At 44.5% G+C, this 13,807-nt stretch carries 15 protein-coding genes; 13 read left to right on the plus strand and 2 right to left on the minus strand.

Features of this window, described 5'->3' with window-relative positions:
• Positions 1–124 precede the first annotated feature (124 nt).
• Entirely contained in the window at positions 125–646 is a 522-nt protein-coding gene (locus tag GB992_RS00550; RefSeq protein ID WP_161000775.1) for a hypothetical protein, read from the plus strand.
• Positions 647–759: 113 nt separating this feature from the next.
• On the opposite strand, the gene GB992_RS00555 is transcribed toward GB992_RS00550, so the two are convergent.
• Together GB992_RS00555 and GB992_RS00560 are read right to left on the minus strand one after the other, a co-directional pair.
• The gene (locus GB992_RS00555) at positions 760–1,467 is read right to left on the minus strand and encodes a type 1 glutamine amidotransferase (RefSeq protein ID WP_161000776.1); all 708 of its coding nucleotides are present in this window, start codon (positions 1,465–1,467) and stop codon (positions 760–762) included.
• Complete coding sequence (locus GB992_RS00560) at positions 1,467–2,828, minus strand: Mur ligase family protein (protein ID WP_161000777.1); 1,362 nt, start codon at positions 2,826–2,828, stop codon at positions 1,467–1,469. The genes GB992_RS00555 and GB992_RS00560 overlap by 1 nt, the downstream gene beginning before the upstream one ends.
• A 213-nt stretch (positions 2,829–3,041) precedes the next feature.
• On the opposite strand from GB992_RS00560, the gene GB992_RS00565 reads away from it, so the two are divergent.
• From GB992_RS00565 to GB992_RS00620, 12 genes are all read left to right on the plus strand, one after another.
• Positions 3,042–3,617, plus strand: coding sequence for a thymidine kinase (locus GB992_RS00565; protein WP_017261024.1), 576 nt, complete (start codon positions 3,042–3,044; stop codon positions 3,615–3,617).
• Positions 3,618–3,651: 34 nt separating this feature from the next.
• Positions 3,652–4,734: a peptide chain release factor 1 gene (gene prfA, locus GB992_RS00570; RefSeq protein WP_017261025.1), complete on the plus strand. Its 1,083-nt coding sequence runs from the start codon at positions 3,652–3,654 to the stop codon at positions 4,732–4,734.
• Positions 4,727–5,572: a peptide chain release factor N(5)-glutamine methyltransferase gene (prmC, locus tag GB992_RS00575; protein ID WP_161000778.1), complete on the plus strand. Its 846-nt coding sequence runs from the start codon at positions 4,727–4,729 to the stop codon at positions 5,570–5,572. The genes prfA and prmC overlap by 8 nt, the downstream gene beginning before the upstream one ends.
• A gap of 32 nt (positions 5,573–5,604) precedes the next feature.
• Positions 5,605–6,630 (plus strand): L-threonylcarbamoyladenylate synthase, encoded by a 1,026-nt coding sequence (locus tag GB992_RS00580; protein WP_161000779.1) that lies wholly within the window; start codon positions 5,605–5,607, stop codon positions 6,628–6,630.
• A 103-nt stretch (positions 6,631–6,733) separates the two neighbouring features.
• The gene (gene glyA, locus GB992_RS00585) at positions 6,734–7,972 is read left to right on the plus strand and encodes a serine hydroxymethyltransferase (protein ID WP_161000780.1); all 1,239 of its coding nucleotides are present in this window, start codon (positions 6,734–6,736) and stop codon (positions 7,970–7,972) included.
• A 76-nt stretch (positions 7,973–8,048) separates the two neighbouring features.
• Positions 8,049–8,678: a uracil phosphoribosyltransferase gene (upp, locus tag GB992_RS00590; RefSeq protein ID WP_161000781.1), complete on the plus strand. Its 630-nt coding sequence runs from the start codon at positions 8,049–8,051 to the stop codon at positions 8,676–8,678.
• A 504-nt stretch (positions 8,679–9,182) separates the two neighbouring features.
• Positions 9,183–9,887, plus strand: coding sequence for a F0F1 ATP synthase subunit A (atpB, locus tag GB992_RS00595; RefSeq protein WP_161000782.1), 705 nt, complete (start codon positions 9,183–9,185; stop codon positions 9,885–9,887).
• 25 nt (positions 9,888–9,912) lie between these two features.
• Entirely contained in the window at positions 9,913–10,125 is a 213-nt protein-coding gene (gene atpE, locus GB992_RS00600) for a F0F1 ATP synthase subunit C (RefSeq protein ID WP_161000783.1), read from the plus strand.
• 47 nt (positions 10,126–10,172) lie between these two features.
• Entirely contained in the window at positions 10,173–10,697 is a 525-nt protein-coding gene (gene atpF / locus GB992_RS00605; protein WP_017261248.1) for a F0F1 ATP synthase subunit B, read from the plus strand.
• Positions 10,681–11,226, plus strand: coding sequence for an ATP synthase F1 subunit delta (gene atpH / locus GB992_RS00610; RefSeq protein WP_017261247.1), 546 nt, complete (start codon positions 10,681–10,683; stop codon positions 11,224–11,226). Before atpF ends, atpH begins: the two co-directional genes overlap by 17 nt.
• 27 nt (positions 11,227–11,253) lie before the next feature.
• Positions 11,254–12,786 (plus strand): F0F1 ATP synthase subunit alpha, encoded by a 1,533-nt coding sequence (gene atpA / locus GB992_RS00615; protein WP_161000784.1) that lies wholly within the window; start codon positions 11,254–11,256, stop codon positions 12,784–12,786.
• A 20-nt stretch (positions 12,787–12,806) separates the two neighbouring features.
• The gene (locus GB992_RS00620) at positions 12,807–13,766 is read left to right on the plus strand and encodes a F0F1 ATP synthase subunit gamma (protein WP_017261245.1); all 960 of its coding nucleotides are present in this window, start codon (positions 12,807–12,809) and stop codon (positions 13,764–13,766) included.
• Positions 13,767–13,807 lie beyond the last annotated feature (41 nt).

A 13,807-nucleotide genomic window follows, 5' to 3' on the forward strand; every position in this document is an offset into this window, starting at 1 on the left:
TAACCAGCGACCGCTTAAAATACTCGACTGGCAAACACCGTATCAGGTTATGCTGACAAATTTGTCCAAAAATTCGGATTAAATTTGCAATCTACCTTACTTATGGATTCCAGACGACTATACTTTGATTTCAACTGAATCGCATGAACGTAACGGCGAACCAATCACAATTGAGCGCTATCAAGAGCAGCCAACGTTTTTATTACATGGTGCACAGGTAACCACTATCTACGCAAACGATGGTCAGGACTTACAAAGTTACCACAACTATACACAGGCACCTGATCAGCCGTTGCCGGGCACCCAGGAAGCAGAGAAGTTGGCCGAAGATGTTTGGACCGACACAGATCCAGATTTTGCGCGCGGTCTGTCCTTGCTGGTTGTGGAAAATCAACAACGGTCCTATGTGGACGCTAATGGTGAGGAGCACCAGTTCCCAGTTTTGTGGGTCAAATTTGCTCATGAGAATGGGTCGTATAATTGGGTAACAGTTGCTGGTGGCAACAAGATTGTTGAAGTTGAGCGTAATTCCGAATGGGATTACTTTGGTGGTCGCCGTGCTACAGAAGAGTGGGACAACGATGACTGGGTTCAGGCTCGAAATGGCGAACGGCCACAGTTGGCTGCACCACATGCGCGAGCATAGATAGTTGTCAAAGTGCTTACTTTGAATCTTGGCTCTAGCGTGACGCAAAAACGACACAACGTGATCTTTTCACGCTGTGTCGTTTTTTTTAGTTATTTGGATTCTAGCAAATGTTAGAACGTTGCTGGAATGACCATGTTTTCCTGTTCGCTAAAATCTTGGTCTGGATACTTGCGCTTTAATGCGGCGACTAGCAGATGCTTGGCAATGTCACCATTCCGGGTCAGGATGGGACCGTGGAAGTAGGTGCCATAGACATTTTTGTAGTGGACGCCTTCAGTGCCATCCGCACCGTTGTTACCAGCACCTTCGGAAACAACTCCTAGTGGCGCCTCATCCTTACCGAGAAATGTCATTCCTTGATGATTTTCAAAACCGTGATAGACTTCGCCGGTTTGTTCATCTTTGATAATCGTATCACCGATAAAACGATGGTCATGCTGATTCTTCGTGTAGTGGGTCATAGACTTGGTTCCAGTAATGCGCTCACCATCCGCGCCAATATAATATTGACCCAGTAGTTGAAAGCCGCCACAGATAGCTAGGGTAGGGCCGCCGTCTTCGATAAAGTCGGTAATAGCTGCCGCCTTTGTTGGTAGGTCTTTAGCCACGATGGTTTGCTCGAAATCCTGTCCACCGCCGAAGAAAACAATATCAAAATCATTAGGATCAAATGGATCACCGAGACTGACCAATTTTGTCGTTACATCAGCGTCCATTTTTTTGGCGTAATACTGCATTGCTAAAATATTACCGACGTCACCATAGGTATTCATCAGATCGCCGTAAAGATGGGCGATTGTTAAATGATAGTTAGCCATTAAGCACCCATTCCTTCCTTTATCAAACCTTCACTGGCTAATTGTTTACGTAATTGTAGCACGGCCGTATAGGTTGCCAGTACATACACTTTTTTGGTTGGCAGTTCCTTGATCTTGGCAGTGACCTTAGTTAAGTCAGGTTCAATCATCGGTTGATCGATACCTGCCACCTTGAGTCGGAACGTAATGTCTTTATAGCGTTCGCCACCGGTCAAAAATGCTTTTATTTTGGGATTCTCGCCAGTACCAGCAGCACCAAGCTTTTCAAATTCACCATCCCAGATCCAACTAGTATCAATACCGTCAGCATAATTGGCATTGAGTAAGCCGACGAATGAGAAGTTCTCAGGTTCTGTTAAAATCATGTCGATAACCTGATTCACACCAACGGGATTCTTAATCAAAATCAAGGTGACGTCTTTATCGCCGACGTGGACGACCTCTTGGCGGCCAAAGACACGTTCATCACTGGTGAAAGCTTGGCGAATTTGAGCAGGTTCTACATTGAGAAAGCGACCAACGGCGTACGCGGCGAGCGCGTTATAGATATTGTATAAACCACCGATGCCAATCCTAAATGATTCGCCATCCAAATCAAACGTTGATGCAGTTGGTGTCATGGCACCTAATTTAGTAACCGCATAGTTAAGTTCTGGACGGTGGAAACCACAGTTAGGACAGAAGTAATCGCCTAAGTTACCATAAGTCATAAAATGATAGTGCAAAACGTGCTGACACTTTGGACACAAGATGCCATCCGTATTCGTCGGTGCCTTCATATCACCTTTTGGGAGGTGATTGAAGCCGTAGTAAATTTTGGGGTTAGGCAGATCAACTGAGTTAAAGAGTTGAGCGTCACCATTCGCAATGATAGTCGCTTCAGGTGCAAGCCGCACGCCATCGATAATTTTTTTGTACGTTGTGTAAATTTCACCATAACGATCCATTTGATCACGGAAGATGTTGGTGAACACAAACGCAATGGGCTTAATGTAGCGTGTTACTTTAATAACGTTTGCTTCATCCACTTCCAAGACAGCTAGTGGGCGTTGCCCCCGTGACCGTTTGGCGTGAAGAAATGTGCCGACAATACCTTGTTCCATATTTGAACCAGTGGGGTTTGTCAAAACGTGATTGTATTTTTCGCGTAAAACACGCACGGTTAGGGCAGTCGTCAGTGTCTTTCCGTTTGTTCCAGTGATCACGATGACATCATAATTTTGACCCAAATGTTTCAAGATTTCGGGGTCAATCCGGGTGGCTAGTTTGCCAGGTAATGATGAACCACCGTGCATAAATGTGTGTAAAAACCAGTATGATGTCTTGCCAACTGCTGTGGCAACCCCGCTTCGTAATGACATGAAAAGCTCCTTTAATCTGTAATTAACTTTAGCCAGTTTAGCACATCTCGTCTAAAACCCACTGCCCGATGCTCAGTTTTAATGAATTCACTAACTACTTAACTGTCGATCAGAGAAAGCAAGTTCAAACATGTTTGGCCGTCGTGCTGTTCAAGTATTGGTCCATTCGGTATAATGGAAAGCGATAAAATTTTTGACAGAGGAAGGCATCGCATGGCACAGTTATTTTTCCGGTTCGGGGCAATGAACTCAGGTAAGACGATTGAAATCTTAAAAGTTGCGCACAATTACGAGGAACAAGGCAAGTCCGTTATTATTATGACAAGTGCCGTGGATACTCGTGATGGTGAAGGTTACGTTTCGAGCCGAATTGGTTTGAAGCGTCCAGCTCACACCATTAAAGCAGATACTAACGTCTTCGAGGCCGTTAATGAAATTGATCCGGAAGCGTCTTGCGTGCTGGTTGATGAAGCTCAATTTTTACAAAAACATCACATCTTGGAGTTAACTAAGGTTGTGGATGAACTGCACATTCCGGTGATGACGTTTGGACTGAAAAATGATTTTCGCAACGAATTGTTCGAGGGATCAAAATACCTATTACTTTACGCTGACAAGATTGAAGAAATGAAAACGATTTGTTGGTTCTGTGCCAAAAAGGCAATCATGAATCTCCGTTTTCACGATAATAAACCCGTTTATGAGGGTGAACAGGTCCAGATTGGTGGAAATGAAAGTTATTATCCAGTGTGCCGTGAGCATTATTTTAACCCGCCTTTACAGAAGTAAACTGACAGAACGAGCGAAGTAGGAGACAGAAGTTATGGATGAAATGTTTAATAAACTGCAGGCCGTGTCGGACCGCTATGAGGAACTTAATGAACTCATGAGCGACCCTGAGGTCATTGCAGATTCAGATCGCTTTATGAAGCTGTCCAAAGAAGAGGGGAGCATTCGTGAAACGGTCGAAAAGTACCGTCGTTATCGCAAAGTGATGGATGAAATCAGCGATGATAATGATTTACTTCATGAAAAGCTTGATCCTGACATGGAAGAGCTGACTAAGGAAGAACTAAAAGAGTTGGAAGATGAAAAAGCCCAGTTGGAACAGGAAATTACTGTTTTGATGCTACCTAAGGATCCAAATGATGACAAGAACATCATCATGGAAATTCATGGAGCTGCCGGTGGTGATGAAGCCAGCTTATTTGCCGCGGACTTATTCAATATGTATTCTCGTTATGCTGAAAAGCAAGGCTGGCAAGTAGAAGTCATCGACGAAAATGCAACTGAAGTGGGTGGCTTTAAAGAAATTGTCCTGATGATTACGGGCGATAAGGTCTATTCCAAACTGAAGTTTGAAAATGGTGCACATCGGGTTCAACGGGTTCCGGTGACAGAATCTGCTGGTCGTGTGCATACCAGTACCGCGACTGTTGGTGTGATGCCAGAGTACGAAGATGTTGATATCGACTTAGACCCAAAGGACATCCGGACTGATGTGTTCCGTTCATCCGGTGCCGGTGGTCAGCACATTAACAAAACAAGTTCAGCCGTCCGGATGACGCATATTCCGACCGGTGTAGTTGTGTCAATGCAGGATCAACGGTCGCAGCAGCAAAACCGTGTCAAGGCGATGGAAATTCTGAAACAGCGTGTGTACGATTACTACGCTTCCCGTGAACAGAGCGAATACGACGAGCAACGTAAGAGCGCAGTGGGGACTGGGGACCGTTCGGAACGAATCCGGACGTACAACTTTCCTCAAAACCGGGTTACGGATCACCGAATCAATTTGACCTTGAACAAGTTGGATCGCGTGATGAACGGTGAGTTAGACGAAATTATTGATGCCTTGCTTTTAAATGAACAGGCTGAAAAGATGGATGAGTTAAATCGTGGATAAGCCAACTATTTTAGAAGCCCAGCAGTGGGCTTCTTCTTGTTTTGACCAACAGTTAAAAAATAATGACCCCAACTTATCGGCCAGTATTATGATGGATTTGTTTGATTGGTCGCGAACCCAGTTATTGATGCGTTTAAGAGATGCGCTGACAGCAGCTCAATGGGAAGCCTATCAGCAGGCCGTCCAACGGATTGCAAAGGGAGAGCCTGCTCAATATGTGATCGGCAAGGCTCAGTTTTACGGACACTCATTTATGGTGACACCTGCTGTATTGATTCCCCGGCAGGAAACTGAGGAACTTGTTGATTGGGTGCTGACTGATCATGATGATGTCGCTAAAAGCGTCTTGGATATTGGCACGGGTAGCGGCGCATTAGCCATCAGCATGGCATTAGCACGGCCGCACTGGCAGGTAATAGGCACAGACATCAGCGATTCTGCCATTCAGGTTGCCAAGCGAAACGCACAATCACTGCGAGCAAGCGTCGGTTGGCAGGTTGGTGATTTGTTTCAACCTGTGGAAGATAAAGTGTTTGACCTGATTGTTAGCAACCCACCATATATTAGTGAGGCTGAGCGACCTTTGATGGATCAAAATGTATTAGATTATGAACCCCATCAAGCGTTATTTGCGGATCACCAAGGTTTAGCAATTTACGAACGGATTGCACAACAACTGGCCGATCACTTAACAGACCAAGGCGTCGCGTACTTCGAGATTGGCTTTGCCCAAGGCAAGTCGGTCAAACATTTGTTTGAGACGGCTTTACCTGAAGCACAAGTGACATTGCGACAAGATATTACCGGTCATGATCGAATGATTCGTGTTCAACGGTGAACGCGAACTTTAGAACAGGAGGATGTAAGGGCATGGAAACGAAGCGTTTTTCAAACCATGAAATTGAAGCTGCTGCCGCGGCATTACGAGATGGGCAGTTGGTTGCATTTCCAACCGAGACTGTTTATGGGTTGGGGGCCGATGCGACAAATGAAACAGCAGTTAAGCAAGTGTATCAAGCAAAGGGGCGGCCAAGTGACAATCCGTTGATCGTTCATGTAGCCGACGTTGAAACGGTGACCGCATTAACAGAACCACTATCGGAGGTCGCTAAAAAATTAATGGCGGCTTTTTGGCCAGGTTCGTTGACAATGATTTTTAAATTGAAGCCAAATGTATTGTCCAAGGCCGTCACGGGTGGTTTGGACACAGCAGCATTTCGTTTTCCAGCTAACAAGACGACATTGGCGTTAATTAAAGCTTTAGGACGGCCAATGGTAGGTCCATCTGCCAACACGTCTGGTAAGCCAAGCCCGACCACGGCCGATCACGTGTTACATGATTTGAACGGCAAGATTGCGGGTGTCGTTGACGATGGTCCAACCAAGGTTGGCGTTGAATCAACGGTATTAGACATGTCAACCGATCAACCGGCCATTTTGCGGCCAGGAGCAGTCACACCTGAACAAATCGAAGCGGTAATTAAGCAAACTGTTGCGACAGAAGTCCACAAAGTTGGTGCTAAAGAAACACCGAAAGCGCCTGGAATGAAGTACAAACACTACGCACCGGCCGCCCAGGTTTACATCGTTAACGATGGTGACTGGCAGTCCGCATTAGACTGGGCTGGTCAGCAGCCTGTCCAAATAGGGTTGATGGCGACCAAAGAACGTTTGGCGGGATTGCAATTGCCAACGAACGTAGAAGTATTTGAACTTGGACAAAATGTGACGACCGCTAGTCATTTGCTATTTGCGGGATTGCGCCATTTTGACGATGAAGGTGAAATCAAAGATATCCTGGCCGAGGGTTTCCCGGCCAACGGACTTGGGCTGGCATACATGAACCGTTTAAAAAAGTCTGCTGGTAATGTTTTCTTCACGACGTCACAAATCTGATTGCGTGATAATTTCCGATTAGCGTAAAATGAAGATATGGTTTGAATAATTAAATACAATCAGATCACGTAGGGTTACTGAACCTGTCAAGGAGGAATTGCCGATGAGTTATCAAGACACAGATCCAGAATTATGGCAAGCAATCGCCAACGAGGGGAACCGTCAGCAGCATACCATTGAGTTGATCGCGTCTGAAAACATTGTTTCAGATGCCGTTCGGGCCGCACAAGGCTCCGTTTTAACCAACAAGTACGCTGAAGGTTACCCAGGTCACCGTTACTACGGTGGCTGTGAATATATTGATGTTGTGGAACAACTTGCAATTGACCGTGCCAAACAACTCTTTGGTGCTGAATACGCTAATGTGCAACCGCATTCTGGTTCGCAGGCAAACATGGCGGCTTACATGGCTCTCATTAAGCCAGGGGACGTTGTGATGGGGATGGCACTGGATGATGGCGGTCACTTAACTCATGGCTCTAAAGTTAACTTCAGCGGCAAAACATATACTTTCTATGGCTACCATGTCGATCCAGAGAGCCAACGGTTGGATTATGACGCCATTTTAAAACAGGCTCAGGAAGTTCATCCCAAATTAATCGTTGCGGGCGCTTCTGCTTACAGCCGTATCATTGACTTTAAGAAGTTTCGTGAAATTGCAGATGCAGTTGGTGCCAAGCTTATGGTTGATATGGCTCACATCGCTGGGTTAGTGGCAACTGGGTTACATCCAAGTCCAGTACCATATGCAGATGTTGTCACGACAACCACTCACAAAACACTTCGTGGGCCACGTGGTGGACTGATTTTGGCTAAGGCTGAATACGCGAAAAAGTTAAATTCAGCTGTCTTCCCGGGCACTCAGGGTGGTCCTTTGGAACACGTTATTGCTGGTAAAGCAGCTGCGCTGGGTGAAGACTTGCAACCTGCTTTTAAGGTTTACGGCGAACAGGTCATTAAGAATGCACAAGCGATGGCTAGCGTATTCAATGCGGATGATCAGGTTAAAATTTTGACCGGCGGTACGGATAATCACTTAATGACACTAGATCTGACCGGTACGTCATTAACTGGGGCAGCCTTACAGGATTTACTTGATGCTGTCGATATCACGACGAATAAGGAAGCGATTCCTAACGATCCCGCTGGTCCACGTGTTACTTCTGGATTACGTTTAGGCACGCCGGCGATTACTACTCGTGGCTTTGGTGAGACAGAGAGCAAACAGGTTGCAGAATTGATTCTATCAATCATTCACCATCCCGAAGATGCCACTGTGGCCCGTAATGTAGCAGTTAAGGTGCGTCAACTAACAGATGCGCATCCAATTAATGTGAATTAATCAAGAACTACGCTCGCGTTCAGAGCTAAAATCGACTAGAATTAGGTTCAGAAAATAAAAGGGAGTGTGGCATCCGATGGGGAAGTTTGAGGTTCTTGATCACCCGTTGATTCAACATAAATTAACGATAATTCGTAACCGGGATACAGGCACGAAGGTCTTCCGTGAAGTTGTGAACGAAATTTCAACACTTATGGCTTATGAGGTTTCACGCGATATGCCGTTGGAAGATGTCGAAGTAACAACGCCAATCGAAAAGACAGTAAAGAAGCAGTTGGCTGGTAAAAAGGTCGCTATTGTGCCAATTTTACGTGCAGGTTTAGGAATGGTCGACGGATTTTTGAACTTGATCCCTGCTGCTAAGGTTGGTCATATTGGGATGTATCGTGACGAAGAATCATTGCAGCCCGTTGAGTATTTTGTCAAAATGCCAGCTGACATTGATCAACGTCAGATTTTTGTTGTTGACCCAATGTTAGCTACTGGTGGCTCAGCAATTATGGCCATTGATGCACTTAAACAACGAGGTGCGCACAGCTTTAAATTTATGTGTTTAGTAGCAGCCCCAGAAGGTGTAAAAGCTTTACAAAAAGCTCATCCAGAAGTTGAAATTTACACGGCTGCATTGGATGAAAAGCTCAATGAAGATGGTTATATCATGCCTGGTTTAGGGGATGCCGGTGACCGTTTGTTTGGCACAAAGTAATTATTTGTTTTCTGATTTCAATATTTAGTGAGAAACCTAAAGCTTCCTGATGATCAGTTATCAGGGAGTTTTTTTATTTGCTCGCCCTTGGTGTACAGCTGACAACGTGTTCGGTAATCAAATAATCAAACTAGAAAAGATTTAGATACTAATCCACAGTGACTGAACTACAATAAGGTCACTTTCCAATTGTGCTGTCTTTATAATTCTTTCACAATCAGAAAAGTGTTCATTAATAAAAATTGTTAATGAAAGGAGAATAATGTAAATAATTTTCTCGAAGTTGTTGAGAACGGTTGCAAAACGCTAAAAACTTTGTCGGAGTAAGAATAATCAGACATTAGAGAATGCGAAATTCTTTTGCGATTGATTTTCAATGGTGGTATCATATTTCTGTATTTTGAACAGCAGGGGCTCGAATTTTATGGCTATTTTTACATAACTGTAACGAGCTGGTTCACAATATTGCAACACAACTAAGGTTACGGAAAGAGGTGATATTTAGTGGATTCCTTCCAATTTTTGGGGCTGACTTTTAACACCGCCAACATTATCTCGATTACAATTGCGTTTGCCATCGTGTTTTTTGTCGTTTTCTTCTTATCGAGAAGAATTACGATGAAGCCAACCGGTGGCCAAAATATTTTGGAGTGGATAATTGATTTCACCAACGGTATTGTTCGTGGTCAATTACCTGGACGTGATGGCGGTCAGCTTGGATTATTTGCGTTTACAGCGTTTCTTTTCGTTTTCTTCGCTAACCAGTTAGGTTTGTTCCTACAGGTTTCTGTGAACGGCGTTGATTATGTTCGTAGTCCAACTGCTAATCCAGTTGTGACGCTAACGATGGCTATGGTTACACTAGCGTTGGCTCACTACTTGGGTGTGGTTAAGTTCGGTTTTGGTGGTTATATTTCAAATTCTTATCTCAAACCATTTGCAGCATTACTACCAATTAACCTCGTCGAAGAATTCACGAACTTGTTAACGTTGGCTTTGCGGCTTTACGGTAACATCTTCGCTGGTGAGACGTTGTTGAAACTGATTGGCGGAATGGCCTTCTCACACGGTCTTCCAACGATTATTGTAGCGTTACCACTTGAGATTGTTTGGCAGGGATTCTCGGTATTTATCGGGGCAATCCAAGCCTATGTTTTTGTAACCTTAAGCACAGTATATATTTCTCGGAAAGTTACGGTAGAGGAATAAAAATTTCTTAGGAGGATTCAATATTATGGGAGCAATTGCTGCTGGAATTGCCGCTGGTGCGGCAGCTATCGGTGCCGGTGTCGGCGACGGGATGGTTATTTCTAAGACCTTGGATGGTATGGCACGTCAGCCAGAATTATCCGGTCAACTTCGTGGAACGATGTTCATTGGTGTTGGTTTAATTGAAGCTATGCCAATCATTTCTATCGTTATCGCCTTCTTAGTTATGAACAAGTAGTTTCAAGACTAAAGAAGTACTAATTCTGACAAGGGAGGTGCCAATAGATGTTTTCACCATTAGTTTTAGCGGCTGAAAAGGGTTTTGATTACGGCGATATGCTGTTTTATATGGTCGCATTTGTATTGTTAATGTGGTTAGTTAAGGTGTTTGCTTGGAAACCCGTTACGAAAATGATGAATGACCGGGCCACGAAAATTGCTAACGACATTGATTCTGCTGAAAAGTCACGCTCTGATGCAGAAAGTTTAGCAAGTCAACGTCGTGATGCACTTGCCAACTCACATCAAGAAGCCTCAACAATTGTTGCTGACGCTAAGGATGCGGGTAATCAACAACGTGACAAGATTATTAACCAAGCACAATCAGATGCCCAGAAGTTACGCGAGAACGCAACTTCTGATATTGAACAACAACGTCAAGACGCTCTTGTAAGCGCACGTAAAGACGTGGCTGATTTGTCTATTGAGATTGCTTCCAAGATCATTCACAAGCAATTAAATGCCGACGATCAAAAGGCATTGATTGATTCTTATATCGAAGGGTTGGGAAAAGATGACCAAACTCGCTAAATCGCAAGTTGCTCGTCGTTATGGTCGTGCTATGTTTGACGCGGCAAACGAAAAGCAGCAACTGGAACCGGTTTATGATGAGCTCATCCAAGTCCAAGGCGTTTTTCAATCCGTGCCTAATTTGGGAACGGTTTTGACAGGTGCTGGTTTACAGAACCCCGAGAAAGAAGCCCTCTTGAAGCCTTTGTTAAGCTCAACTAGTCCACTAGTTCATAACTTTTTACAAATGCTTTTCGACTACGGCCGGTTGGATGATACGGTCGCAATCATTGATGAGTTCAAACGGCTCTATGATGAACAAAACCAAACAGTTTATGCTGATGTAACTACTGCTGTAAGTCTCGATGAGACTCAAAAACAACGGTTGGCAGACAGCATTGCTAAGCGGGTCGGTGCTAAAACTGTACACGTTAATCAAATCGTTAATCCGGATATTATTGGTGGCGTTATCGTCAACAGTAATAACACTGTGATTGATGGTTCGATTCGTACCCGTCTGGCGCATATCCGTCAAAGTTTGACGCGATAAATTTTTAAACAAAGAGGTGAATTCCGCATGAGCATCAAAGCTGAAGAAATCAGCGCTCTGATTAAGCAACAACTTGAGAACTATCAAGAAGAGCTAACCGTTGAAGAAACGGGAACAGTAACCTACGTTGGTGACGGGGTTGCTCGTGCTCATGGTCTGGATAATGCATTAGCTGGCGAATTACTTGAATTCGATAACGGCGTGTATGGGATGGTCCAAAACCTTGAATCCGATGATGTCGGAATCGTTGTTTTGGGTGCTTACGATGGTATCCAAGAAGGTTCGTCCGTTAAACGGACTGGCCGGATTATGGAAGTACCAGTAGGTGATGCCCTTATTGGCCGTGTTGTTAACTCATTGGGTCAACCTATCGACGGCAAGGGTGAGATGAAAACAGATCACACGCGTCCCGTTGAATTTAAGGCCCCGGGTGTTATGCAACGGAAGTCCGTTAGTGAACCATTACAGACTGGGATCAAAGCGATTGATGCCTTGGTACCGATTGGTCGAGGTCAGCGTGAGTTGATCATTGGTGACCGGAAAACTGGTAAGACATCATTAGCTATTGATACAATTGTTAACCAAAAAGATCAGGACATGATCTGTGTCTACGTTGCTATTGGTCAAAAGGAATCAACTGTGCGTGCACAGGTTGAAACTTTACGTCAATTAGGCGCCATGGATTACACGATTGTCGTTTCAGCTGGTCCTTCTGAGCCAGCACCAATGTTGTACCTGGCTCCATATGCCGGCGCGGCAATGGGTGAAGAGTTTATGTACAATGGCAAGCATGTGTTAATCATCTATGATGACTTATCTAAGCAAGCCGTTGCCTATCGTGAACTTTCCTTGATTCTTCGTCGGCCACCAGGTCGTGAAGCTTATCCTGGGGATATTTTCTACACTCACTCACGGTTACTTGAACGTGCTGCGAAGTTAAGTGACGAAATGGGCGGTGGCTCAATGACTGCTTTGCCAATCATTGAAACCCAAGCCGGAGATGTTTCGGCTTATATTCCAACTAACGTTATTTCCATTACTGATGGGCAAATCTTCCTGAATTCAGATTCGTTCTATTCAGGTGTTCGTCCGGCTATCGATGCCGGGACTTCTGTTTCTCGTGTTGGTGGTGACGCGCAGGTTAAGGCCATGAAGAAAGTTGCTGGGACATTGCGTTTGGACCTATCTTCATACGCTGAACTGGCATCATTCGCACAGTTTGGTTCTGATTTGGATCAAGCGACCCAAGACCGCTTGAACCGTGGTCAACGGACGATTGAAGTGTTGAAACAACCACTACATCAACCACTTCCTGTTGAAAAACAAGTTGTGATTCTGTACGCCTTGACTCAAGGATACTTGGACAAGGTTGACGTGGCTGATATTGCACGGTTCCAGAGTGAATTGTTCGATAATTTTGACGCTAACCATGCAGACCTGTTGGACACCATTAAGACGACTGGTAACTTGCCCGCTGATGACGACATGAAGGCTGCAATTTCAGCATTTGCTGATTCTTTCCAACCAACGAAAGCTGCCGCCACTGACGGTACAAAGTAGGTTGAAAGGAAGGTGAGCAAATGCCTGCAGCATTGAACGAAGTTAAACGCCGCATTAGTTCGACGCAAAAGACGTCTCAGATTACGACGGCCATGCAAATGGTTTCAACGTCAAAACTGAGTCAAATTCAACGTCATACGAGTGGTTATCAAGTTTATGCATCAAAGGTTGAAAGTGTTGTGACTCACCTTGCTGCATCACATTTATTGGATTCGGGCAACGTTGACATGAGCTCGACCAGTAAAAACGATGATGTACCTGTTAGTGGTTTAATGACACAACGTCCTGTTAAGAAAACGGGATTGTTGGTCGTTACCTCTGACCGTGGACTGGTAGGAAGTTACAATAGCAACATTATCAAGTCGACTAATGACTTTATTAATGAACATGGCAAGACGCCTGATGATTATGTCATTATGGCTGTCGGTGGCATGGGTGCCGATTTCTTTAAGAAACGCGGCATGAATGTTGCTTATGAATACCGTGGTGTTAGCGATGTGCCGACCTTTGTTGAAGTTCGGGAAATCGTTAAAACTGTGACAGCTATGTACAATAACGAAGTTTTCGATGAACTGTACGTTTGTTACAGTCATTTTGTTAATCGACTAACGTCACGTTTTCGTTCGACACGCATGTTACCAATTACTGGTGACACGATTGAAGATACGAAACCTGATGGTGATGAAGTTGTTCAACCTAAGACTGCGCCGATCAGTATTACACCGGAATATGAATTGGAACCTTCTGCTGAGGAGATTTTACAAGTTGTATTGCCACAGTATGCTGAAAGCTTAGTTTATGGTGCGATTCTCGATGGTAAAACGTCAGAGCATGCCTCTAGTGCAACTGCAATGCAGACTGCTTCTGACAATGCCCATGACCTCATTGACAGCTTGAGTTTACAGTATAACCGTGCTCGTCAGAGTGCGATTACGACTGAAATCACTGAAATTACCGGTGGTCAAGCTGCCTTAGAGTAATTGGAAGCATCCATAAGGAAAGTTTATGGTTGAAAAACAAG

The organism is Furfurilactobacillus milii, assembly GCF_009863985.1.
Taxonomy (GTDB): Bacteria; Bacillota; Bacilli; order Lactobacillales; family Lactobacillaceae; genus Furfurilactobacillus; species Furfurilactobacillus milii_A.

Bases quoted from the DNA above. Each gene is read 5' to 3' on its own strand.
- atpH (WP_017261247.1), top strand. From the start codon at position 10,681: ATGACCAAACTCGCTAAATCGCAAGTTGCTCGTCGTTATGGTCGTGCT.
- atpE (WP_161000783.1), top strand. From the start codon at position 9,913: ATGGGAGCAATTGCTGCTGGAATTGCCGCTGGTGCGGCAGCTATCGGT.
- glyA (WP_161000780.1), top strand. From the start codon at position 6,734: ATGAGTTATCAAGACACAGATCCAGAATTATGGCAAGCAATCGCCAAC.
- GB992_RS00580 (WP_161000779.1), top strand. From the start codon at position 5,605: ATGGAAACGAAGCGTTTTTCAAACCATGAAATTGAAGCTGCTGCCGCG.
- GB992_RS00620 (WP_017261245.1), top strand. From the start codon at position 12,807: ATGCCTGCAGCATTGAACGAAGTTAAACGCCGCATTAGTTCGACGCAA.
- upp (WP_161000781.1), top strand. From the start codon at position 8,049: ATGGGGAAGTTTGAGGTTCTTGATCACCCGTTGATTCAACATAAATTA.
- GB992_RS00565 (WP_017261024.1), top strand. From the start codon at position 3,042: ATGGCACAGTTATTTTTCCGGTTCGGGGCAATGAACTCAGGTAAGACG.
- atpA (WP_161000784.1), top strand. From the start codon at position 11,254: ATGAGCATCAAAGCTGAAGAAATCAGCGCTCTGATTAAGCAACAACTT.
- prfA (WP_017261025.1), top strand. From the start codon at position 3,652: ATGGATGAAATGTTTAATAAACTGCAGGCCGTGTCGGACCGCTATGAG.
- atpF (WP_017261248.1), top strand. From the start codon at position 10,173: ATGTTTTCACCATTAGTTTTAGCGGCTGAAAAGGGTTTTGATTACGGC.
- GB992_RS00555 (WP_161000776.1), bottom strand. From the start codon at position 1,467: ATGGCTAACTATCATTTAACAATCGCCCATCTTTACGGCGATCTGATG.
- GB992_RS00560 (WP_161000777.1), bottom strand. From the start codon at position 2,828: ATGTCATTACGAAGCGGGGTTGCCACAGCAGTTGGCAAGACATCATAC.